This window comes from Porphyromonas sp. C0041D3 (assembly GCF_056590575.1).
Genome location: NZ_JBWPWJ010000002.1, coordinates 283,278 through 307,584 on the forward strand (window position 1 = coordinate 283,278; position 24,307 = coordinate 307,584).

The 24,307-nt window shown below is 56.0% G+C and carries 19 protein-coding genes and 1 CRISPR repeat array (1 of these 20 running past the window's edge); of the genes, 15 read left to right on the forward strand and 4 right to left on the reverse strand.

Features of this window, described 5'->3' with window-relative positions; all coding sequences use genetic code 11:
- Positions 1-422: direct repeats of the CRISPR family, unit length 32 nt; unit sequence GTCGCACCCCTCGCGGGTGCGTGAATTGAAAC; it begins 1,596 nt to the left of the window's first position.
- Between the two features lie 406 nt (positions 423-828).
- Genes bioA through bioD form a run of 5 tightly spaced genes read left to right on the forward strand, consistent with a single transcriptional unit; the run spans position 829 to position 5,328 of the window.
- On the forward strand, positions 829-2,121 hold the full coding sequence (gene bioA / locus AC1EKE_RS02420; protein WP_480307972.1) for an adenosylmethionine--8-amino-7-oxononanoate transaminase: 1,293 nt from the start codon (positions 829-831) through the stop codon (positions 2,119-2,121).
- Positions 2,118-3,251 (forward strand): aminotransferase class I/II-fold pyridoxal phosphate-dependent enzyme, encoded by a 1,134-nt coding sequence (locus AC1EKE_RS02425; protein ID WP_480307974.1) that lies wholly within the window; start codon positions 2,118-2,120, stop codon positions 3,249-3,251. Before bioA ends, AC1EKE_RS02425 begins: the two co-directional genes overlap by 4 nt.
- Entirely contained in the window at positions 3,242-3,910 is a 669-nt protein-coding gene (locus AC1EKE_RS02430) for a pimeloyl-ACP methyl esterase BioG family protein (protein WP_480307976.1), read from the forward strand. Before AC1EKE_RS02425 ends, AC1EKE_RS02430 begins: the two co-directional genes overlap by 10 nt.
- Complete coding sequence (locus AC1EKE_RS02435) at positions 3,886-4,668, forward strand: methyltransferase domain-containing protein (protein WP_480307978.1); 783 nt, start codon at positions 3,886-3,888, stop codon at positions 4,666-4,668. The genes AC1EKE_RS02430 and AC1EKE_RS02435 overlap by 25 nt, the downstream gene beginning before the upstream one ends.
- Before the next feature lie 3 nt (positions 4,669-4,671).
- Entirely contained in the window at positions 4,672-5,328 is a 657-nt protein-coding gene (bioD, locus tag AC1EKE_RS02440) for a dethiobiotin synthase (RefSeq protein WP_297126243.1), read from the forward strand.
- Between the two features lie 21 nt (positions 5,329-5,349).
- On the opposite strand, the gene AC1EKE_RS02445 is transcribed toward bioD, so the two are convergent.
- On the reverse strand, positions 5,350-6,108 hold the full coding sequence (locus AC1EKE_RS02445) for an ADP-ribosylglycohydrolase family protein (RefSeq protein ID WP_480307979.1): 759 nt from the start codon (positions 6,106-6,108) through the stop codon (positions 5,350-5,352).
- A gap of 206 nt (positions 6,109-6,314) precedes the next feature.
- Between AC1EKE_RS02445 and folP the strand changes: the two genes are divergently transcribed.
- From folP to AC1EKE_RS02495, 10 genes are all read left to right on the forward strand, one after another.
- Positions 6,315-7,202 (forward strand): dihydropteroate synthase, encoded by an 888-nt coding sequence (gene folP, locus AC1EKE_RS02450; protein ID WP_297126237.1) that lies wholly within the window; start codon positions 6,315-6,317, stop codon positions 7,200-7,202.
- A 20-nt stretch (positions 7,203-7,222) separates the two neighbouring features.
- Entirely contained in the window at positions 7,223-8,041 is an 819-nt protein-coding gene (gene cdaA, locus AC1EKE_RS02455; RefSeq protein WP_296158653.1) for a diadenylate cyclase CdaA, read from the forward strand.
- 33 nt (positions 8,042-8,074) lie between these two features.
- Positions 8,075-8,689 (forward strand): nitroreductase family protein, encoded by a 615-nt coding sequence (locus AC1EKE_RS02460; RefSeq protein ID WP_480307981.1) that lies wholly within the window; start codon positions 8,075-8,077, stop codon positions 8,687-8,689.
- 28 nt (positions 8,690-8,717) lie between these two features.
- Positions 8,718-11,147: a DUF5686 family protein gene (locus tag AC1EKE_RS02465; protein WP_480307982.1), complete on the forward strand. Its 2,430-nt coding sequence runs from the start codon at positions 8,718-8,720 to the stop codon at positions 11,145-11,147.
- Between the two features lie 20 nt (positions 11,148-11,167).
- Entirely contained in the window at positions 11,168-13,342 is a 2,175-nt protein-coding gene (locus AC1EKE_RS02470) for a TonB-dependent receptor (RefSeq protein ID WP_480307984.1), read from the forward strand.
- 4 nt (positions 13,343-13,346) lie between these two features.
- On the forward strand, positions 13,347-14,492 hold the full coding sequence (locus AC1EKE_RS02475; RefSeq protein WP_480307986.1) for a hypothetical protein: 1,146 nt from the start codon (positions 13,347-13,349) through the stop codon (positions 14,490-14,492).
- Between the two features lie 194 nt (positions 14,493-14,686).
- On the forward strand, positions 14,687-16,207 hold the full coding sequence (locus AC1EKE_RS02480; protein WP_480307987.1) for a zinc-dependent metalloproteinase lipoprotein: 1,521 nt from the start codon (positions 14,687-14,689) through the stop codon (positions 16,205-16,207).
- Positions 16,208-16,211: 4 nt separating this feature from the next.
- Positions 16,212-17,582 carry a hypothetical protein gene (locus tag AC1EKE_RS02485; RefSeq protein WP_480307988.1) on the forward strand — a complete coding sequence of 457 codons (1,371 nt, stop codon included), beginning with the start codon at positions 16,212-16,214 and terminating at the stop codon, positions 17,580-17,582.
- Positions 17,583-17,586: 4 nt separating this feature from the next.
- A complete protein-coding gene (locus AC1EKE_RS02490) occupies positions 17,587-19,509 on the forward strand; it encodes a hypothetical protein (RefSeq protein WP_480307990.1) in 1,923 nt (640 codons plus the stop codon).
- Positions 19,510-19,616: 107 nt separating this feature from the next.
- A complete protein-coding gene (locus AC1EKE_RS02495; protein WP_296164377.1) occupies positions 19,617-20,117 on the forward strand; it encodes a flavodoxin in 501 nt (166 codons plus the stop codon).
- A 94-nt stretch (positions 20,118-20,211) separates the two neighbouring features.
- On the opposite strand, the gene mscL is transcribed toward AC1EKE_RS02495, so the two are convergent.
- From mscL to lepA, 3 genes are all read right to left on the reverse strand, one after another.
- Positions 20,212-20,631 (reverse strand): large-conductance mechanosensitive channel protein MscL, encoded by a 420-nt coding sequence (gene mscL / locus AC1EKE_RS02500; protein ID WP_480307992.1) that lies wholly within the window; start codon positions 20,629-20,631, stop codon positions 20,212-20,214.
- A gap of 66 nt (positions 20,632-20,697) precedes the next feature.
- Entirely contained in the window at positions 20,698-22,260 is a 1,563-nt protein-coding gene (dnaB, locus tag AC1EKE_RS02505; protein ID WP_480307993.1) for a replicative DNA helicase, read from the reverse strand.
- Between the two features lie 20 nt (positions 22,261-22,280).
- Positions 22,281-24,071: a translation elongation factor 4 gene (gene lepA / locus AC1EKE_RS02510; protein ID WP_480307995.1), complete on the reverse strand. Its 1,791-nt coding sequence runs from the start codon at positions 24,069-24,071 to the stop codon at positions 22,281-22,283.
- Positions 24,072-24,307: the final 236 nt, after the last annotated feature.

A 24,307-nucleotide genomic window follows, 5' to 3' on the forward strand; every position in this document is an offset into this window, starting at 1 on the left:
CCTCGCGGGTGCGTGAATTGAAACCTATAAACTCTGATGTAGCCAGCCCGCACGTCCTGTCGCACCCCTCGCGGGTGCGTGAATTGAAACTTCTCCTCCTACTTCGACACCCTCTCTCGGGAGATGTCGCACCCCTCGCGGGTGCGTGAATTGAAACCACATCACGTACAAATGGGGGCTGAGGGATGGCGCGTCGCACCCCTCGCGGGTGCGTGAATTGAAACATCTCGAGGTCAGCACGTGCCCAAAAGACGGAGTGTCGCACCCCTCGCGGGTGCGTGAATTGAAACTCCGTGCCCACACGAATCCCTTTAGTGGCTGTTGGTCGCACCCCTCGCGGGTGCGTGAATTGAAACGCCTCCTCCACCTCCCGGTGCACCTCCCCGAGAGGTCGCACCCCTCGCGGGTGCGTGAATTGAAACTACATCGCTCTGCCCGTCTTGCTCTTGACTACCTGTCGAACCCCTCGCGGGTGCGAGGATTAGATTACACAGCAGGTCTTGATGTGCGGACAAAGGGGTAAAGAATTCGGTGGGTTCGTTGCCCCTTTTGGACGTAATTCGTGTGCCTTCCCTGAGATGGGTAACACCATTTCTCTTATGAAATACTCAGTAATTGTGCCAGCAAAACGGATACTCTAGAGAGCCTCTGAGGGTTTGAAACCCTCTTCTTACCTCACTCGATGCATCTGTCATAGGAGGGAGAAGGGGAGGGTCTTGAGGTCATCAAGTGGTCCCATGTGCACTTGGTCGGTGGGAAGAAGTCTGCTGACAATTGAGGGAGGGATTGGGTACCTTTGCTGCCACAATGCAAGGATCACAATATCTCATGACGACTGACGAACTACTGGAGTGGGACCGAACCCATCTCTGGCACCCCTACACCTCCACCACTCATCCCCAGCAGACCTATCCTGTCGCCTCAGCCAAGGGCTGTGTCATCACCCTTGAGGACGGCAGGGAGCTGATCGATGGGATGAGCTCATGGTGGTGTGCGATTCACGGGTACAGCCACCCTGTCCTCACGAGCGCCATCACGGAGCAGGCAGAGCACTTAGCTCACATAATGTTTGGGGGCTTCACACATCGCCCTGCTGTGGAGCTGGGGAAGTTGCTTGTCGAGAGGATCCTTCCCGAGGGCATGGACCGACTCTTCTACTCCGATAGTGGCTCCGTATCGGTCGAGGTGGCACTTAAGATGGCGATCCAGTACCAGCTGGCCCGAGGGCGGCGGGGGCACACCCACTTCGCTACCATAAGCAGGGGCTATCATGGGGATACTTGGCATGCGATGTCTGTCTGCGACCCGGTCACCAGTATGCACAGTCTCTTTAGTGGCACCCTGCCGGCTCATTACTTTGCCCCTCAGCCGAGATGCGCCTTTGGGACCGAATGGGATCCGGACGACCTCAGGCCGATGAGGGAGCTGGTCGCGGTGCATAGGGACGAGCTAGCTGGGATCATCGTGGAGCCAATCGTGCAGGGCGCAGGCGGCATGTACTTTTACCACCCCAAGTACCTCGAGGGGCTGAGGGCACTCTGTGATGAGTACGACCTGCTGCTGATCTTCGACGAGATAGCAACCGGATTCGGGAGGACTGGGGAGCTGCTGGCAACCTACTTCACCGATATCAAGCCCGATATCATTACGATCGGGAAGGCGATGACCGGAGGCTACATGACCCTCGCCTGTACGGTGACGACGCAAGAGATCGCAGACACCATTTGCAGTGGAGAGGCAGGCTGCTTCATGCACGGACCTACCTTTATGGCCAATCCTATGGCGTGCGCCGTGAGCAAGGCTTCCATCGAACTCCTCCTTAGCCAAGACTGGAGAGGGCGTGTGCGGTATATCGAGCAGAAGATGAGAGAGGGGCTCACCCCACTTCAGGAGCTGAGTGGTGTACGCGAGGTGCGCTGCTTAGGGGCGATCGGAGTGGTGGAGATGAAGGAGCCTGTGGATATGGAGCGGCTGATCCCTGACTTCGTGAGGGAAGGCATCTGGGTGAGACCTTTCGGAAGATTGGTTTACTTGGAGCCGCAGTTTATGGCGATCACAGACGACCAGCTTGATCGACTCATCGATGGTCTCTCTCACGTACTCAGAGCGTATGACAGATGATCGAGTATAGGGAGAAACTACAGAGGCTCATCGCCGGTGGCACATACAGAACACTTCCACACTTTGAGAGAGACGGAAAATACCTCGTGCTGGACGGAGAGAGGCTGCTCAACTTAAGCAGCAACGACTACCTCGGACTTCAGCAGATCCCCGACCTAGTCGTGGAATACAGAGAGGCACCCGAGTACTCCCCACTGATGAGCAGCGCCTCCTCTCGTCTGCTGACAGGCAATGACCCATCCTACGATGATCTTGAGCAGTACCTCTCGTCAGCCTATCAGGTCCCCTCAGCACTCGTGTGGACGAGCGGCTACGATGCCAATAGCGGTATCATCCCCACACTCGTCGATGGGGAAACGCTCTTCCTCGCCGACAGACAGATCCATGCCAGCATGGTGGAGGGGCTGAGACTATCTGGCTGTAGATTTTCCCGCTTCGATCACAACGACTTGTCCCGGCTGAGAAATTTATTGGAGAGAAACGAGGGTGAGTACCGCCACATCTGGGTCTTGGTAGAGAGCGTCTACAGTATGGACGGAGACGAAGCTCCACTTGAGGAGATCGTAGCACTGAAGCGAGACTTTCCCTCTATGTGTCTTTACGTCGACGAGGCACACTCAGTCGGCGTCCGAGGAGGTGGTCTGGGGATCTGCCGGGAGAAGGGGCTCGTCAGCGGAGTCGATGTAATGCTTGGTACTCTGGGGAAGGCACTCGGCTCAGTGGGCGCTTTTTCTCTACAGTCTGAGAGCCTAAGGGAGCTCCTCGTCTCACAGGCTCGACCTCTGATCTACACCACAGCCTTACCCCCAATAATGATCGGGTGGACCCTTTTTCTCCTAAGGAAAGTAAGAGAAATGGAGGATCGGCGTCAGCACCTGCAAGAGATGATCCGACGACTGGGAGGTCGGGTCGGACGTACACCTGAGAGTCAGATCATCAGCTTGGTCGTCCCCGGAGAGGAGCGGGTGGCAGAGGCGGCCGAGGACTTTAGGCGGCAGGGACTCTACGTACGACCGATCAGGAAGCCCACAGTACCGGCCGGGACAGAACGTCTCAGGCTATCGCTCACAAGCGCGATGAATGCCGAGGAGATCGATCACATAGCGGAGGTGATGAAGCGATGGATGTAGGGATTAGGCATCGGGGGACAGCATCGGGGACCGCCCTCCTCTACTTCAGTGGCTGGGGTGCTCCGCTGTCACTCATTGATAGAATGGAGCTACCCGCTGAGTGGACGCTCGTGTCAGTATCGGACTATAGCGGAGACGCTGTACAGTGGCCGGACCTGACACACTACAGCAGGCTCTACGTCGTCGCATGGAGTATGGGCGTGTGGGCAGCAGAGTACTATCGAGACTGCTACCCATCCCCGGAAAAAGCGATTGCCGTCTGTGGCACTCCTGCCCTGATCTCCGACCGCTATGGTATCAGGGAAGCAGACTACCGACAGATGGCATCGTCATTGGATGAAGAGATGTATCACCACTTCGTCCGTCAGATGTGTCTCTCCAGCAAGGAGACATCACACTTCCTCGCCCTGCCGGGTCACCGCGGGACTCTCGTCTACCGAGAAGAATTACAACGAGTAGAGAAGCTTGGAGGGTCTATTACAAGCTGCCGAGTGCCATGGACTAAGGCCCTCATCGGTGAGAGGGACCTGGTGATACCTCCTGCCGGACAGCGATTATTTTGGACGGAGAGAGGCATCGCGGTCACCACTTTACCATCAGCACCACACTTGGTCTTCGGAAACCACTTCAAGTCATGGAGAGACCTACTCAATTGCTAACCGCACAGAAGCAGAATATTGCCAACCACTTCTCCAGATGCATACCGACTTACGAGGCTGGTGGTGTGATACAGCGTAGCATAGCTGAGGAGCTAATTCAGATGCTTGAGCCGATAGAGTGCGGGACGGTACTGGAGATAGGCTGTGGGACGGGTCTACTCTCAGAGCTACTTCAAGCGAGGCTACCGCACTGCCACCTAGTCTGCAACGATCTCTCACCCGATATGGAGACTCCTCTGAGAGAGAAGGTGGCGGACAACGCTCTCTTCTTCCCCGGTGACGCTGAGGTCATAGACTGGCCGGGAGAGTGCGATGTGGTCGCCTCCGCTTCCTGCATCCAGTGGTGGGAGGATCCGCTCGCTTTCTTCCCCAAGGCTTATGAGGCCTTAGCAGATGGTGGACAGCTACTATTCAGCACTTTTTTACCTGGCAACCTGCAGGAGCTTACTGCAGTCAGCGGGGCTGGGCTTCGCTACCCGTCTCGTTATGAGATCGGGCGAGCTATGGAGGAAACAGGCTTCGAGGAGATCCGGCTGGTCGAGCAGCGCCGGACGCTCCACTTCCCCACCCTTATCCGACTACTGCGCCACCTGCGCGACACTGGCACCAATAGCCTCTCCTCTGGTGGTCTCTGGACGCCCCGACGAATAGTAGAGCTGGAGCGCTCCTATCGAAATAACTTACACTTGTCTCCTGGAGCCCCCTTACCCCTCACCTACGTGGGATTGAGAGGCTCGGGATGGCGAAAGAGAAAATAAGAAATGAAAGAATTACTTCCCCTCCACACCTACTTCGTCTCAGGCGTCGATACCGACGCTGGCAAGACAGTAGCCACCGGTTTCATCTCCAAAGCACTCCTTGATGATGGCGTCAGCGTGATTACTCAGAAGCTTATCCAGACAGGCAATCACGGCATCTCAGAGGACATCACGGTTCACCGTCAGATCGAGGGGAGGACTCTCCTGCCTGAGGATCTCGACGGGACTACCTGCTGCCTCATTTACTCCTATCCCTGTTCACCGCACATGGCGCTGGCGATAGACGGCAGGGAGCCGGAGTACGAGAAGGCTACGGCCAATACCCATCGTCTGGAGAAAGAGTATGACAAGGTGCTAATAGAGGGCGCGGGGGGGCTGATGGTTCCCCTCACCGAGGACTTCCTCAATATCGACTATATCTCCCAAGAGGGACTCCCCTGTATCCTAGTCGGGACGGCTAAGTTGGGAAGCATCAATCACATACTCCTGAGTATGGAAGCGCTCGCCCATAGAGACATCCCTACCCCGCTGCTGGTATATAATAAGGGGATCTCGACCGATGAGCGTATCACTGCGGAGACAGAGCGGTACCTCAGGGGCTACCTCCAAAAGCAGTACCCCGAGACCACACTCGTGGTACTGCCACCTCTGGACCTGTAGTCCCGGCACTACCCGGTGATCTTACTGCATATACTTGCTCCTGAAGTCCTCATAAACCAGACACATCTCATCAGGCAAGTAGGTGAGTGCCTTCTCGACCAAGTCGTCCGGCACACCATAGTAGGCTTCCGCCATCCCGCCGACAATTGCTGCCAACGTGTCGCTGTCACCCCCGTAGTGTATAGCGGAGCGTATGGCATCCTCATAGTCATTCGACCGAAGCAGTATCGTCAGTGCGAGAGGGACACACCCCTGGCACGTCTCATCGAAGACACCCGCTGCTGGCAGATTACTTTCATAGTCAGCTCCATACGAAGTGATTAGGAGCTCCTGGATCTTGTCCCACTCACCGCACCTCAGACGGAAGATCGCCTCGGCGATCACCTGAGCCCCCTTGATCCCCTCCGGATGATTGTGTGTAGGCTCAGCGCTACACTCAGCTTGGGCGCGGGTACTCTCTACGCTCTCAAATGCCCACCCCACCGGCGACACTCTCATCGCAGAGCCATTACCGTAGCTCCCATAGGGCTTGGGGGTATCCGAGAGGAGCCAGCCGAGGAAACGCCCTCCATATCCCCTCCCTGGGTATCGATGACACCACTCCAGTAGCGAGGTCTCATAGCTCTTACCGTGCAGGATCGCATCCGCCACCGCAATTGTGCAGACCGTATCGTCGGTAAAGGTCGTCCCTTCGCGGAATAGGTCAAGGTCGTAGTGCTCCATATCGTTGTCAAACTCATAGGATGAGCCAGCAACATCTCCAATAATCGCTCCTATCATAATACAAGGTGTTCCTTTATCCAAAAATACAATAAAAATCCTAATTTAGAAAATCCCTAACTATACGATCTCAGCATTTTTCAGCAAAGGACAGATAGGCGAATGTGCCTGATCTTGTGGAGCCGAGCGGAAAGAGTTAGATTTGCTCTGTGAGCGACACACGAGATCGCCCTATAGTCATACGTTAACTAGTAAACCTACATATCATGAAGTCCGATCAGCACTGCACACTACGTGTCAGGGGACAAGTCCTTGATCTCACTGAGGAGCCTGTCGTTATGGGCATCCTCAATCATACGCCAGACTCCTTCTATGCCGGGAGCCGCATCCAAGGGGAGGAAGCTGTCGAGGAGCGTATTGACAAGATCATCGCTGAGGGTGCCAAGATCATCGACGTGGGAGGCTACTCCTCCCGCCCCGATGCAGACGATGTCTCCCCTGAGGAGGAGTGGCGCCGACTGCGTGAGGTACTCACCGCCATCCGCCGTCACTACCCCGACGTGATCGTGAGCGTAGATACGTTCCGCGGAGAGGTGGCTCGCAGGTGTATCGAGGAGGGCGATGCCGATATCATCAACGATATATCCGGCGGTCTGATCGATCCGGAGATGCTCCAGACAGCGGCACAGCTTGACGTTCCCTATATCCTGATGCACATGAGGGGGACGCCCAAGACTATGCAGAAGCTGCTTCACTACGATGGTCGTGTCGCTGACGGGGCTATAGAGGAGCTCCTCGGTCAGCTGCAAAAAGCTCGGGAGCTGGGTATGAGGGATGAGAATATCATCCTGGACCCGGGATTTGGCTTCTCAAAGAATACGGAGCAAAACTGGGAGATGATGGCTGATCTCGACAAGTGGATCGACCTTGGCTACCCGCTCCTTGTGGGCATCAGCCGGAAGAGTATGATCTATAAGCTCTTTGGTCACACCCCCTTTGAGGCACTCAATGGTACCACCTTCCTCAATACCTACTCCCTCCTCCATGGCGCACACATTCTGCGGGTACATGATGTGCGGGAGTGCGTAGAGTGCGTCCGTATGTATCAGGAACTCCGCCGGCTCACCACCGAGGATGCCAAGCCGGTCGACTAAGTAGCATCCTATATACTATTATGGAGTGGCTGTCCTTTAATATCGTCGACGTACTCGACATACTTCTCTTTAGCGTCCTACTCTACTACCTCTTCAGGGCGCTCCGCAAGGGGGGCAATAGCACGCTCCTCGTGGGTATCATCACCTTTGTGATGATGTGGGTGCTCTTTTCCCGCATCCTCAGCATGCGTCTCATGGGGCGGATCATGGACTATATGATGGGGATGGGGCTGCTGGTGCTGGTGATCCTCTTTCAGGACGACATACGGCGCTTCCTCACTCTGCTGGGATCGACGAATAAGTGGCTCTCCCCGGAGAAGATCTTCCGGCAACGTAAGCGCGACCAGGCCAAGCAGCAAGAGGCCTCGTACATCGCGATGATGACCTTTGCCTGCCTCCGTATGGCAAAGAAAAAGGTGGGTGCGCTGATCGTCATCGAGAATAACGTCGACCTAACACCGATTGCACACACCGGTGAGCTGCTGAATGCGGACGTCAATTCGCGACTCCTTGAAAACATATTCTATGAGGGCTCTCCGCTCCACGATGGGGCAATGATCATCCGCGACCGGCGCATCCTTGCCGCAGCCTGCATCCTACCTGTCGCACACGGGAGTTCCCTACCAAAGGAGATGGGACTCCGCCACCGCTCCGGTCTAGGAGTAAGCCAGCAGTCTGATGCCCGGGTCATCATCGTCAGTGAGGAGCGCGGCGAGATCACCATAGCCTATCGCGGAGAGATCGTTCGCCAGGTAGACTCCGATGGGCTACGCCGCTTCCTCTCCTCAGACTTCTCCGATCTCTCCACCATCGGACCCATACTGGCCCCGACGGCGTGATAGTAGATTTGGTTAATAACGTCTTTGAAAAAAATGAAAGGATTTATACAGAGCAAGGAGCCTATCCTGACCCGACACTCTCAGTACGACCTCAATAGCTCCCTCCCGGCCGGGATAGAAAAGGTCGAGGAGCTGCTGGGGAGCATTCTCCTCACCACACCCTCAGCCTTCAATTCCCAACCAGTTCGCATGGTCCTCCTCACCGGTCCGGCACACCACCGCCACTGGGACTTGATCAAGTCCCTCCTGATAGATAAGATAGGCGAGGAAAAGTATGCCGATGGCACTGCGGATAAGATCCAAGGGTTTCGTAATGCTGCGGGGACGGTGCTTTTCTTTGACGACGAACTGGTGACCAAGTCGCTGCAGGAGCGCTTCCCCACCTATGCACACAACTTTCCCCTCTGGGCGGAGCAGGTGCAGGGCTCACACCAGTATGCTGCTTGGCTCGGACTAGTCGGACTAGGCTTCGGTGCTAATCTCCAGCACTACACCGGCCTCGATGACGATCGAGTGCGAGAGGATGCGGGAGTGCCTTCGGAGCACCGGTTCATCGCTGAGCTGGTCTTCGGTGGGATGAATAGCGACACCGGGGAGGAGAAAGAGAAAGAGCCCCTCTCGAAGACCCTTCGGGTGGTCTCCGAATAGACCGAGTCCGCCTGATACATAGTCCATCATGCAAAGGGGGACAGTCATAGTCCTTGTGGTGATGCTTATCGCCACGCTTGTGCCACCACTCCTCTCTGCGGGGACAGTGGCGGCGCACGGGGACTACCCCGCTTCGAGAGACAGCCTCCCCATCACAAAGCAGGACTCAGTGCCACTCTCATACACCATACCCAACATCACCATCGAGACCCCCCGTGGGAAGTACAGCAAGGAGGATAATCCGGCGATCACCCTCGTGCTGGATGCAATGGAGAGTGAGCGTAATAGGCGGGACAGCATTGACTACAGCTATCACCTCCGAGGGGCCGATCGGCTGACTCTCTCGCTTGCCAATTTTGATCTAAAAGCAAAGTGGCTCAATACGCTCTTCCCCTTTTTCCCCAAGTACGTCACTCGCTCCCGGCTCGATGGAAAGTGGGTGCTCCCCCTCTCCATAAGAGATCGGATCTCCGACTACGGATACAATACGGAGGACAAAAAGTGGCGGGAGGTGATCCGATACTCACGTCACACCGGGCTGGACCAGACCCTCGATGATGGGACGATGACCGTGGCAATCGAGGATCTCTTCCCCGAGGTGGATCTCTATGGCAAGGACGTCCGACTACTGCAGACGCACTTTGCCAGCCCCCTTAGCTCCGATGGACTAAGCCAGTATAAGTACTACCTCACCGATACGCTCATTATGCGTGGGCAGGTGGCGCAGACGGTCACCTTCTTCCCCTTCGTGCCGAGCGACCCCACCTTCCGAGGGCATCTCTACTTCACCGTCACGGATCCACCACGCTTACTGAGGAGCGAACTCATCGTCCCTCAGTCCACCAACCTCAATTTCGTCGATGCACTATCGATTACTCAGGAGTACGATCCCGCTCAGCCGGACAAGAGACAGGTGAGTGAGGAGACCCTCAGCCTCTCCTTCCGGCTCTACTGGCGCCTGCTCTCCCTCTATGTGGAGCAGACGAGACACTACGGTAGTCGAGAGGTGGTCACCCCGGGGACGCCGATAGCTCGATCAGACACTCTCCTCTTCACAGCACCTCAGGCCATCACTGACCTCTCATCCGACACCACGGCAGTTCGATACCGACCTGAGACGGAGCGGATGCTCGCCTCAGACCAAGGGCTCAAGGACTTCCTTGCTGAGGTCAAGGCGATCCCTATCTACCGCTTCCTCTTAGATGCAGCGGATATGATATCACTCGGGTACATCAGGACACGATACGACAGAGACAAACTCTTCGGAGGGAGCTACTTCGACATTGGTCCGATCACTAAGATGATAGGATTCAATGAGGTGGAGGGCAACCGCCTACGACTTGGGGGGAGGACAACGGGCTTTATCTCCCCACGCTTCTTCCTCGAGGGATACCTCGCCTATGGCTTAAGGGATCACGAGCTGAAGCACTCCCTATCCGTCATCTGGTCATTTCTCCCTAAGGGGTACTTTCGGGAGGAGTTTCCGAGGGACGAGCTGCAATTCTCTTATAGCCACGACCTCTTTACCCCTGGTCAGCTCTATGCGACCGACCCGCAGGATAATACCTACTACCACTTTGGCACCACCTATCTCACCAATCGTTCCTATAGGAATATCTGGCAGATACAGTACATCCACGACTACGGCTCCACGCTGTCGCTCCGTGTCTACCTGCAGCATGTGACCGATACTCCAGCTGAGCACGGCTTCCCGTACCTCAAGGTTCAGCGGGATGGAGACCTGCTACGCCAGTGGTCCATCACCGATGCCGCTGCCGGTGTGGAGGTTCGCTGGGCACCGGGAGAGCGCATCCGTCCCGGCTCGATGGAGCGCCACTCACCCTTCAGGGATCTGATCAAGCGGGAGTACCCGGTGCTCTTCCTCAAGCACGAGACTGCCGCGCGGGTCCTCGGGGGGGAGTACCTCAGGCACCGGACGGAGATCCGTCTGGAGCAGCGCCTGCCGATGGGCATCTGGGGTCGTATGGACTACCAAGTGACGGTGGGGAAGCTCTGGAATACAGTCCCCTTCCCCCTCCTCTACATACCACCGACCAATCGTGGCTTCACCCTGCACGACAATGCATTTAAGATCCTCTACCCGCTGGAGTATGTAGCAGACGAGTGGGCAACGCTCTTTGCGCAGTGGCATATGAGGGGGCTGATCCTGAATAGGATCCCCCTGCTGAATAAGCTAAGCCTAAGGGGTGTGTGGAGCATTAATTACCTCTACGGCAACACATCGAAGCTCAATCAGCAAGCCCATGCGACAGACATTTTCATCCTTCCCACGATAGCCACAGAGATGCGCCACCAGAGCTATGTGGAGCTCGGCTTCGGGCTGGAGAATATCCTGAAGCTGGGTCGCATCGATGTCTACCGCCGTCTGACCGCTCCGGGGGCCTACAGTCAGGGATCGCCCTGGGCGGTACGTGGCACACTCCGAGTCGACTTTTGACAAGACGAATACTTAGGGAAATGGAGCACGCTCTCTGCAGACTCATCGGCACTGTCCTCCTCTCTCTCGCACTTTCTCTAGCCCTTACGGCGCAGGAGGCGACTCGACTCAGTCTCTCCGCCACAGGAGGCATCATCGCCCCTCGGCTGCATCCTATGGGCGAGGTCAGCCTCCGGGGCAGTAACACCCTTTTTACCCCAAGGCTCCAAGTGGGCTACCACCTCACATACCAGGATGGTAAGCAGACCGATGACGAGATGAGGGCGAACTGGGCGGTAGGGTCGCCGGGGCGCTATATCGGGAACTATCAGCTGAGGCAGACTGTCAGCCGCCGAATGGGACTTAGTGCCGGGAGTACACTCCGCTGGGTCATCTCAGAGCGGGATCGTATCCACCTCAGTGGCACACTCAAGCTACAGGACACCTGGGATCAGCGATACCACCTCGGGATCAATAATATCGTCCCTCTGGAGGCTGAGGGTCATACCACTTACTCAGGAGAATTGGAGCGACTAACCCGAGCCGGAGGAGCTCTGTCGGGTCGATTCCCCAGCTGGGAGGGCGCGCGACTGAAGCAAAAAGTGACCGGTGCGCTGACTCTCTCCGGTGACCACCGACTGCCAAGCTCCACTGTGCATCTCTCTTGGTCGATCGACCATCAGCGCCATGAAGAGGACTGTCCCAATGAGCGGGTGGTTGCATATCACCTGCCGGATACTGAGATCAGGACGGAGATCGGAGAGGGGCACCTGCCACACCTATCGTATGACGAGATAAGCGAGAGGTCGTACGGCTTCCGCAAGATCAGTGAGAAAAGCACACACCTCTGGGAGAGGAGCTATGATGCAAAGGCAAAGCTTAATGCCGAAGTGTCAGGGGGGCAGCTCACCCTGCACCTCTCCGGTAGACGCCTGGAGGCCTCAGAGAGCGACACGTCAGATAAGGTCTATCCGCTGCTCGGTGCTCACTTCCCCACCTTCGCCTCGATGCCCAAGCGAGATCTCACTGATGCCTCCTACCTCGGCGGAAGAGGGGTACTCTACAGCCTCGGTCCCCTAGTCGACCACCGATATGTACACGACTTAGACACGTGGGATGAGCAGAGCTTCTCTCGCACCCCCAATACCCCCAGCTACCTCCCAGCCAGCTTTGACGTAGTGACGGAGCAGGCTGATGGTCTGATCGAGTGGCGACGAGACCTGCTCCCCGATCGGCTCTCCCTGACGCTCGGTAGCAGCATCAGGGGCTATCGACTTAGCTTTCTCTGTCACACGGTAGTAGAGAATAGAGCAGACGAGGATGTCTCCGGCTCCATTCACTACTTTGCTCTCCTGCCCTACCTCACCCTTGACTACAAGACCGAGAGCGGATGGCTCTCCTTTCTCTCCCTGTCCACCGAGCAGGTGTTGCCTTCCTACAGGGGGATGATCCCCTACAACAAGCACTCGAGTACCGATCACACCGTGGAGATGGGACGAAGGGGACTGCGACCCGAGTATCGGCTGTCAGCCAGCGCCGAGGTCCGCAGGGAGTGGGAGGGGAACCATCTCTCTGCCTCGCTTGACTGGATCGGATCACGGGACTACCTCTACAGATATGTGGACCCCGACTTCACTCAGGAAGACTTCAGTGAGGTGATCCCTCTGCAAAGGAGTGCTGTACCCACGGGTGGGCACTGGTCGCTGGAGACAATGGGTAATGCGCCCTTTGCTCAGGCTCTCGGGCTGACCATAGAGGCGAGCTACAGACTCAGCTGCCTCTCCTCGCCCCTGCTAAGGCCGATCGTCGTGAGGATGGAGTATCGACTGATCGGGTCGGACTCTTCGCCCGTGGAGACCCTGCAACATGCCCATAGAGCGCGGATCCCCCTGCCCGGCATCGGGCACCATCGCCTCAGTAGTGCCATAGACTACTCCACCGAGCTATGGGGGGTGACGATCACTGGCGACTACGCCTCAGATAGGTGCGTCAGTGTGGGTGAGAGTGCCCTCGATGATCTCTATGAGAGCTCATCCCTACGCCTGTCCGCGGAGGCTCACGCCAAGCTGTCTGCTCACTTCTCGTTCATTTTCCGTGGAGACAACCTACTGAATACCCCTACAAAGCTCTACCAAGGGTCCGGAGACTTCCTCTATCAGCTCGCCTACGAGGGACCGAGACTGACGTTAGGCTTTAGCTACACACTTCCCGACTGATCTTATGACTTACCATACACTTAGCCTGCTGATAGCAGTACTTATCCTCCTCGCCGGTTGCAAGATGGATCCGGACTACACTCTACCCGGGGGGGAGAGTGGCGAGACGATCCTCATCGGCGACATCACCGAGGACTTTGTATTAAGCACCGGGAGGTACCACCTTGAGGGGACAGTTCGAGTCCGAAGGGGCGCTACACTGACGATAGAGCGAGGGACGGTGATCGCCTCGATGCCGGGCTTCGATAAGTACATCCTCGTGGAGCAGGGGGCCAAGATACGGATCCTCGGTACGGCTGAGGAGCCGGTAGTCCTGTGTGCAGACAAGGGGCGCGACCTCCCCGGCTACTGGGGCGGACTGATCATCAATGGGAGAGCACCCATCTGCGGTGCTGCTCATCGGGTGGCGGAGGTCGATGAGGCGGAGCGCGACCAATACTATGGTGGAGACGACCCTCGCGATGACTCGGGCGAGATACACTACCTGATCATCGATAGCCCCGGTGCAAGCCTGACAGCTGACGTAGAGCATAATGGACTCACGCTCAATGGTGTCGGCTCCGGCACCAAGATCGACCATGTGGCGATCCTCAGCTCAGGAGATGACGGACTGGAGTGCTTCGGCGGGACGATATCCCCCCATACGATCCTTGTGAGAGGGGCTGAGGATGACCTGATCGATCTGACGGACGGCTACTGCGGCACCATCAGCCACCTCTATGGCATCTATAGCCCGGAGAGGAGGGAGAGAGGGGAGGAGAACCTCTGTCTCATAGAGGTGGACGGCAATCTGGATGGGCGCTATCCCAATGCCACTGGGAAGACCTCAGCCACGATTAAGGACTGCACGATGGAGGTGAGGGGTAAGGGACTGGACTATGGGGTCTTAGCTCGTCGCGGGGCGGCCATAGACCTGAGTAAGTGCGAGTTCCTCGGATCGGGCAGGGTGGGACAGCTACTACGCTGCGAGAGCGAGGAGGGTCGATCCACAATCAGCGGCTCCTACTCCAGCAGACTGACCGCCACCCGCCCCGACTCCAGGGAGGGCCTCACGGCTCAGGAGTCAGACCAGATCACCGGCTGCGACTCCAGCTTATTCGACTGGGTAGAGCGTTACTACCAGCGTACTGCAGCGACGCATCAGAAGTAAGTGCCCCCTGCCGGCACTGGGGTTTTTCTTTTACCGATATTAGTGTCGTCTAATACCGGTAAAAGACTCACCTAATATCGGTATTAGATTTATCCCACTTTTTCATCTGCTCGGGACGATGAAGCTGGCGCCCTGAAGAAAGAGCGTCTACTGAAAAATGGGTAACTTTAGCCCCGGAAATAAAGGCTTGATACATGACCTCAAAGCACCATATATATATATACCTCGCCATCATCCTCGGTGTAGTCACTGCCCTACTCTCCGGCTGTCACCCGTTCGATACGATCGGGCCGCTGAAGAGCAATAGGACGGACTTCCAAAATGTTGCTGCCGAGGGCGATACGCTGAAGGTGATCATCTCCTCTGACCGAAAGTTTGTCCCCGTCACAGAGACTGACTGGCTCTCGGTCAATCTCCCCGCCGGCAAGAGCCGTAATAAGGTGACCATCAATGTACGCCCCAATCTCTCCGACAAGGAGCGAGTCGGTGAGATAGCCTTTGTCATAGCTGAGGACGAGGAGGGAGAGAAGGACAGAGTGAGCATCAAGGTCCACCAGCTGGGTCGCGATCAGAGCTTTGCCATCGACAGCGTGATGTACGAGATCCCGCTGGTCTTCCACGTCATCACCAACCCCGAGGACATTGCCAAGAAAGATGCTCAGAATAACGACAACGATCCGAATAACAACTATACTAAGGTAAACGGGGAGTCCCTCCAGCGACTGGTCGAGCAGGTCAATCAGCTCTACTCCGGCAATCCACCAACCCCCAGGAGAGGAATGATGGGGAAGGAGTACAATAGGATCGGACTGACGAACTCCAGGATCCGTTTTGTCTTAGCCACAAAAGATCCGGATGGTCAGCGACTATCCCCATCAGGCATCACCTCACACGACATGACGGAGCGAGCTCTCGATCCGACTGCTGTGATGCAGGATAAGAAGGGTGGCATCTACCACTCGATGAGCTACCCGATCAGCAGGTATATCAACGTCTATGTCTTCCCCTTTAAGCCCGGTAAGGATGTGGGGCAGATCACTCTGGGGATCTCCCATATGCCTTATCTCGTCACGGAGCATAAGCTGGAGGGACTCGGCACCTTCGACAGAGCGATAAAGGGATTTGACAACTATAATCACTGCATTGTGCTGAATTATCAGCAGTTTGAAGACCGAGTCAAAAAGACTCAGTCGATCAGCAAGATCCACGAGTCACTCACACCGGCAGCGGTGACGCTTGCTCACGAGCTGGGACACTACCTCGGGCTGGGACATGTCTTTGCGGAGAAAAAGGCTGAGGGAGAGACGAGTGCCCTGCAGCTCACTGAGGAGTGCATAGACAGCGACTATGTCGAGGACACGCCCTCCTACAATAGGATCGCTTACAATAAGGTGATGAGTGAGCAGATCGCTGCCCTCGAGTCGAGCCAGGGCTCCACGCTGCAGTCCGTCCTCTCCACCCTCCTGACGAGAGACCTCTGCGATGGGAGATATAATCAGATCTCCTACAACCTTATGGACTATGAGGTATCCTACAACGACCGCTTTACACCGGGTCAAATATCCCGGATGAGACAGGTGCTCTACTACAGCCTCACTGTGCCGGGGGATAAGCTGGTCAGCTCGATGAGATCGGCTCTCAGGTCGGAGGAGGAGAGTGCCATCGGTCGTCCGGTGGCGGTGGAGTGCAAGGTCCATATACATACTAAGCCGTAATGTCATGAGACGAAGACGATCACGTGTGGTAGCACTCCTCCACGGGAGGCGAGACCTACTGCTATTCATCTTGGTGATGGTCCTACTGGGACTCTTCAGCCTCTACGGGCTGGGAAGCGCAACACCGAGGGAGGAGATAGTAGCCGGGCAGGTCGAGCAATTGTGTCGCTTGGACCGCGAGGAGGAGCTCACAGCTACCGATCTCCTGACACGGACTACCTCACCGATATATGAGGGCTCTGTACTTCTGATGCACAGGGTGATAGATACTGGTGACGAACCGATTTCGACTGCAGCCCTTCGGATACCGACCCTACTGGCGGCGATGCTGCTTGGGGTCTTTTTCTTCACCTTTGTCTGCAGAGACCGCAGCCGACCCATTGCTCGCCTGACGCTCTTCTTCCTCATTGCCACTCCATTCTTTCACTACTTCATCATCACTGGGGGACCAGCTATGTCGGGGGCTCTCTTTGGGACCCTTGCACTGATGGTATGCCACGATATGATGGCAAGTGGCAGGAAACATCCGGTAGGTCCCATACTGGTCTGTGGTGTACTCCTGGCTCTCACCGGTCTGTCGGTAGGGGTCGGAGGAGTAGTCATCCCATCACTCTCTATGCTCCTATGGGGTCTCCTCGGGAGCCGATCCGGGGTGAGGGGACGGCTGTGGATACCGATCGCATCAGTTGTCCTCGGCGTATTGCTCATAGCCCTTGCCGCGACTATTCCGGGTGAGTGCCACTGGCTGACGACTGAGTCAGGACGATGGTCCGGCCGTGGTCTATGGGGATGTCTCCTGACGCTGATACCCTGGGGCGTGGTGGTCCTGATGGAGGAGAAAAAGTCCTCGGAGATGAGGTACAGCCTGGGGCACCTATCTGCTGAGGGTCTGGCTCTACTGACGATCGTCTCAGCCCTTGTCTACAACCTCGCCTCCGGCACAAGCGATCCTGCGCCATCCCTTGTAGTAGCCCCCTTCGTCTGTCTCATTGCCGGTGAGGCCTTCCGCTCACTGCTGCGGTGCAAGCCCGGGCGGATCACCACATTCGCATATGTGATCAACATCCTGGGGCTGGTGCTGCTCGGGATACTGGTCTTTGTCCTCGTGGGGCCGAGTGATCCGGTCAGCGCCCTCATCTCTACCCTCAGCGGATCCGATGGGGCTATCGCTGTCGCTGCTATGCGTGAGGCAGTCAGGACACATATGGCTCTCTGCCTGCTCCTGATGGTGGGACCGGTGATAGCCGCCCTGACGATGGTCTATCAGCGTGTCAGAGGGAGCGAGACGAAGCAGGCATACTGCAGCATCTTGATGGTGATCCTGATCACCCTGGCGACTGACCTGCCTCTCTTGGCTCTCGTGGGATCGCTTTAGGTCCATGATCAGATCCAGGGGTAAGTCACTCTTCTCTTCTCTCCTCTTAGGTGCGGTACTCATCGCCACAGGAGGAGGCTGTCAGTCACACCGTCCTCCTCTCGGTGAGATAGTGATAGACACAGACCTGCCGGTGATCTCGGAGGAACCTCTTCGTATGGGGATCACTCTGGATGTCGGGTGTGGTGGGAAAGACCTCCTTACACCCAACCTCATCCCAAACGCAGGATTTGAGTTGGCACCACCTCTTCTGCACTGCAGCTACAACACATCCACCTCGACACTCATCACCCCCAACGGGTACGAGACCTTCTACCCCACCCCCACTTCTCTTTACGGCTGGGGAGGTCGAAGCGGGGAGGTAACTCTTAGCGAGGGAAGGACCTACTACAAGGAGTCCTCTCACTACCTGACCTTCCGTCCCAAGGACACTGACTCTGTCCCGTGCAGGATCATGAGCACCCTCTTCCCGCTGGAGGTTAAGGAGGGTGAGCGGTATAGTCTCAGCTGCTTTGTCAGCAGCGACTTGGCGGAGACAAGGCTCTCCATAGTGAGGGACACTATTTCTCCTGAGAAGGTCTCCACGGAAGCCTCCATACGGGGGGATGTCTACTGGAGCCGTAAGGATGTAGAGCTGCAGATCACCACCGCAACGGACTCCGCCTACCTGATGATAGAGTCTCGACCCATTCACCGCACAGATGAGGGGTCGGGCTATACTCAGCCGAGGGGCTATGTCTCCCTCGACGAACTATGGCTCACGAGGAAAGAGGCGCAGACCGATCCGGAGGTCCCGCTGCCAAATGCACTCATGAAGCTCCTGAGAGGGCTAGATCCCGACTTTGTGAGATTTCCCGGGGGCAGGACTGCGAATGGCTATTATCCTGGTAGCTACCCCACCCCCAACTATGGTCATCAGGATACTCTCTCGATTTGGACCTTAGGGGGAACAGAGTACACCGCGGACTTCGGGATCTCTAAGCTCATCAAGGTGTCAGAGCTGCTCAATGCCCGCCCTATGGTCATTGCCAATGCGGGGATCACTGATCCCTCCGCCACACCGAGATACGAGGATGTTGCAGAGATAGACGTGAGGACGAAGTATCTCTCGCGCTTAGCGATGAATCCTAAGCTCTTAGTCCAGATCGGCTATGGGCTCACTTCGGAGGAGTATAAGCGACGCTTCAAGCTCTTTGCAGCTAGTATCGGTCAGGATAACTTGGTCTCAGCCGGACCACTGGTCGACTCCACTACTCACTACAGCGACTACCCCTTTGACTTAGCACTCACGGCAATCAAGGACCCGCACTTGATCAACCTCATCCCGGAGGCGAATAGGAAGCTACAGACCAAGCGGCAACAGATGATGATCGGCGAGGCCACCTTCGCTGATCCGGAATCGCTTGCCGTCTTTCTGCCACCCCTTGCACAGCGAGCCGCTTTCCTAATAGAGTCGGAGAGGTACACCCCTCTTCTTGAGGGAGTCGGTATCGCGCCACTGCTATCAGCTGACCCCTCTGATCATCCTCTCATACTGGTCCGAGGGGCGCAATACTGTGCGACCTCGCTGTACGACTTTGTGTCGCTATTTCAGCGAACCAGAGGGGATAAGGTACTCGAGATCACAGGGTACGATGACGTCTGCCTCTCCCTGACCTCTGACAAGGAGCGAAAGCACTACTACCTCCGTGGCGTCAATCTCACGCGCCACCCACTCACCTATAGGGTAAGGGTCACAGGGAAGCGGCAAAGCGTCAAGAGAGTCAACGGGGTGCGCTTCACGCCGGAGCCTCCGACAACTACGACTGACCTGACACGCTACTACAGCTATGTACGCACGGAGGAGGAGTTCAGTCTACCCCTAAAGAAGGCCTTCGACCTTACTCTGGAGCCCTATCAGGTCGTTCTACTTGACTTCTCAGAATAATAGCCAGATTGTAGACAGGGCTAAATATTCGGGTCAGAGGATTGGCTATGTCAAAACTACTTTCTATATTTGTCCGAGTGTATTACTACTAGTTATAATCACCTTATATGAAAACTATCATTGTTTACGGTTCCTCTACCGGAACCACCAAAGACATCGCTGACCGCATCGCCGAGAAGTTTGGCGTCGCTGCTGATGACGTTCGTGACGCTGCTGACTTCGATGCAGAGGACGTAGCCAACTACGACCTGCTGATCTTCGGAAGCAGCACCTGGGACGACGGCGAGCTACAGGACGACTGGTCCGACCTGATCGGGGACATCGCTGACCAGGACCTCTCCGGCAAGAAGGTTGCCCTCTTCGGATGTGGCGATAGCGAGGGCTACGGAGATACCTTCTGCGATGCTGTGGGTATCCTCAAGGAAGAGCTCAGCGACAGCGGCTGCACCTTCGTAGGTGCGATCAGCAAGGATGGCTACGAGTACGAGGCCAGCCGTGCGGAGGAGGGTGGCAAGCTGGTAGGCTGCTGCCTGGACGAGGACAACCAGGATGACCTCACCGATGAGCGTATCGACCGCTGGGTAGAGGCTGTCAAGAGTGCCCTCTGATAGCTGATCCGTAGATCATTCCTCTATATTTAGCAAAGAGGCTGCGTGCTATTAAGCACGCAGCCTCTTTGCATTAGTCTGAGCCGGTAAGAGATTACTTCTTCTTCAGCTCATCACGTATCTCACGGAGGAGCTGGATATCCTCAGGCGTAGGTGCCGGCTCAGCAGGCTTCTCCTCCTCCTTCTTCTTGAAGCTATTGACAGCCTTGACGACTAAGAAGATCGCCCAAGCAATGATCAGGAAGTCTACCACCGTCTGGATAAACTGACCATACATAATGGCAGCCTCAGGCTTGACGATCTCTCCATCAGCTCCGATAACAGCGGGGCTGAGGACAACCTTCAGGTCAGAGAAATTCACCTTCCCGAGGAGCATACCGATGGGAGGCATCAGCACGTCATTCACAAAGGAGGAGACAATCTTTCCGAAGGCTCCACCGATGATAACACCGACAGCCATGTCAAGGACGTTACCACGCATGGCAAACTCCTTGAATTCTTTTATCATACTCATATCGTAATCTATGTTTTCGATTAAAAAATCTTGAATCTTAGTATTATTACCCATTCCAATCAGTCATTACATCGTAAACCCTCCTTGATCGTCAGAGAAACCACCTCCCGAGAGCGGGTCATCGACAGACGGACCGTTTATACTTGAGGAGAAGGTCGACTGGTAGTCGTCATTGATATTGCTATCCAGCGCAGAGGAGAAGCGGATGAGATCACCCTCAAAGCGAAGGTAGACATCCCCCACCCGACCATTACGGTGCTTGGCGATGATGATCTGCGCCAAGCCTCTCATATCCTTATTGTTCTCGTCTGTGAGTATGCCGTAATACTCAGGTCGGTGGATAAAGATGACCATATCCGCATCCTGCTCGATCGCACCCGACTCACGCAGATCCGAGAGCTGCGGTCGGCGTCCCTCCTTATTCCGCTTCTCCAGCTCGCGATTGAGCTGCGAAAGAGCAATGACAGTAATGCCGAGCTCTTTGGCAAGCTGCTTCAGCGAGCGAGAGATGGTGCTCACCTCTTGCTCACGATTGGCATTAGTCTTCAGCCCACTGGCTGTCATCAGCTGCAGGTAGTCGATGAAGATCACCCGCACGCCATACTTCCGCACCAGCCGGCGGACTCTGGACCGGAGGTCAAAGATCGAGATGCTCGCCGTATCGTCGATGATGATAGGCGCCTCCTCCATCGGTCCAAGGCCATAGAAGAGCGTATGCATCTGCTCATCCGTCAGGGTTCCTCTCTTGATGTCTTCATTGGGGATAGAGGTGTGCATCGAGATAAGACGCTTCGTGAGCTGATCCTCTCCCATCTCGAGGGAGAAGAATGCGACGGGCACCTTGTAGTCCAAGGCCATATTGAGAGCCATGGAGAGGGCAAAAGCGGTCTTACCCATCGCCGGACGGGCGGCAAGGATCACAAGGTCCGTCGGCTGCCAGCCAAAGGTGATCTCATCCAAGTCCCGGAATCCGGTATTCACACCGCTCATACCATCCTTCCTCTCTGCAGCGTTGCGGATCTCCTGCAGGGTATTAGGCAACAGCTCCTTGATGGTCTTCATCTCGTTGCTATTGATCCCCTGAGCAATATTGAAGAGCTCCTGCTCCGAGTCCTGCAGGAGATCCCCCACCCCGATCTCCTCGTCAAAGGAGTTTTGGATCACCCGGTTACCAAAGGAGATAAGGTTGCGCTGCACCATCTTATCGTAGAGGATGCGTGCGTGGTACGGTAGGTCGGCGGTACTATTGACGATCGAGGCGAGCGTCGCAATATAGCCCATTCCCCCGACAGAGCGGAGCGTGCCATTGAGCTTCAGCTTCTCCACTACCGTCTGCGTGTCTACAGGGCTATCCTCCAGCGTCAGCTGCTGGATAGCCTCGAAGATCATCGCATTCTTGGGATCGTAAAAGCAATCCTTCACCAAGACCTCATCGATCTGGGCAAAAGCCGACCGCTCAAGGATCAGAGCGCCAAGTACGGTACGCTCCAGCTCAAGGTTGTGTGGCGGCACACGACTGGCGAGGATGCGCGAGAGTCCCTCTCTCACAAAGGTCGAGTCCTGCGGTGTCGCCTCCGCTTGGGGCGGGACCGGTGCCGCTGGAGTGGCTGTTGTATCTTGATCAGACATAATTATATCTCCCATTTTTCTCAGTCCTCATCCAGCTTAAGCACAGTAAGGAAAGCCTTCTGTGGCACCTCCACCTTACCGATGCGCTTCATCCGTTTCTTCCCCTCCTTCTGCTTCTCGAGGAGCTTACGCTTACGGCTCACGTCACCACCATAGCACTTCGCAGTCACATCCTTGCGTAGCGCCTTGATCGTCTCTCGGGCGACCACCTTGGCACCGATAGCAGCCTGCACAGCGATATCGAATTGCTGCCTTGGGATCAGTGTCTTGAGTTTCTCACAGAACTTCCGTCCCATCGTCTGCGCATTACCTCGGAAGGTCAGCATACTGAGGGCATCGACCGGCTCACCATTGAGGAGAATGTCCACCCGCACGAGGTCTGAGGTGCGAAGGTCGGTGACGTGGTAGTCAAAGGAGGCATACCCGCTGGAGACACTCTTGAGTCGGTCGTAGAAGTCGATCACGATCTCCCCGAGGGGCATATCGAAGAGCAGCTCCATCCGGTTACCATAGAGGTAGTTTTGCTTGATGAGGATCCCCCGCTTAGCGAGGCAGAGCTCGATGATCGGGCCGATGTAGTCCATCGTCGTGATGATTGACGCCCGGATGTATGGCTCCTCGATATGGTCGATCTCTGCGGGATCGGGGAGACCGGAGGGGTTGTGTACCTCCATCACGTCCCCCTTACGGGTGTAGACCATATAGGAGACGTTGGGGACCGTGGTGATGACGGACATATTGTACTCTCGGTCGAGACGCTCCTGGACGATCTCCATATGGAGCAGACCGAGGAAACCGCACCGGAAGCCAAATCCCAAGGCTGCAGAGCTCTCGGGGGAGAAGGTCAGCGAGGCGTCGTTGAGCCTCAGTTTATCAAGCGAGGTCCTGAGGTTCTCATAGTCCTCCGGGGCTATCGGATAGACGCCGGCGAAGACCATCGGCTTCACCTCCTCAAAGCCCTTGATCGGTGCCTGCGCAGGACTTTCCACAGAGGTGATGGTGTCGCCCACTTTTACCTCACCCGAGTCCTTGATCCCAGAGATGATGTAGCCGACGTCTCCACACTTCACCTCCTGCTTGGGGACCATATCCATCTCCAGAGTACCCACCTCATCGGCATCGTACTCGGTATTGGTCTGCATAAATTTCACCCGCTCGCCGGCGTGAACCGATCCATTCACGACCTTATAGTAGGCGATAATCCCCCGGTAGGCATTGAATACGGAGTCAAAGATCAGCGCCTGTAGCGGAGCGTCCGGATCGCCCACGGGAGCGGGGACCTTCTCCACGATAGTATCGAGTATCTCCTTGACCCCGATGCCCGTTCGCCCACTAGCGAGGAGGATATCCTCTCGGTCACAGCCCAAGAGATCGATCACCTCATCCCCAGCGAGGTCGACATTGGCACTCTCGAGGTCAATCTTATTGAGCACCGGGATGATCGTCAGGTCATGCTCGATCGCCATGTAGAGATTGGAGATCGTCTGCGCCTGCACCCCCTGCGAGGCATCGACCACCAGCAGCGCCCCCTCGCAGGCAGCGATGGAGCGAGACACCTCGTACGAGAAGTCGACGTGTCCGGGGGTGTCGATGAGATTGAGTATATACTCCTCGCCCTGATACTCATACCGCATCTGTATCGCATGGCTCTTGATCGTGATGCCACGCTCACGCTCTAGATCCATATTGTCCAGCACTTGATCCTCAGAGCGATTGGAGACCGTATTGGTGTAGTCCAGCAGTCGGTCGGCAAGCGTACTCTTACCGTGATCGATGTGAGCAATGATGCAGAAGTTTCGTATATGTTTCATGTAAGGGTCTAATGTATATCAGCTACAAAGTTACCTAATTTCCGACTGGCTACAGATCGAACGAGACCGGGCTGGGGTGTCATCCGGCTAATTCGCATTTTGATGTGCTGGGAGGGGGAGGAAAAAGAGATTACCTTTGTTGAGGAGACAATAGATAAGGGACCAGACAGTAGTTTTAGCGTATGGAAACAGCAGAGATAAGGGAGTTGATATCGGCATTTGTTCCGGAGGAGATC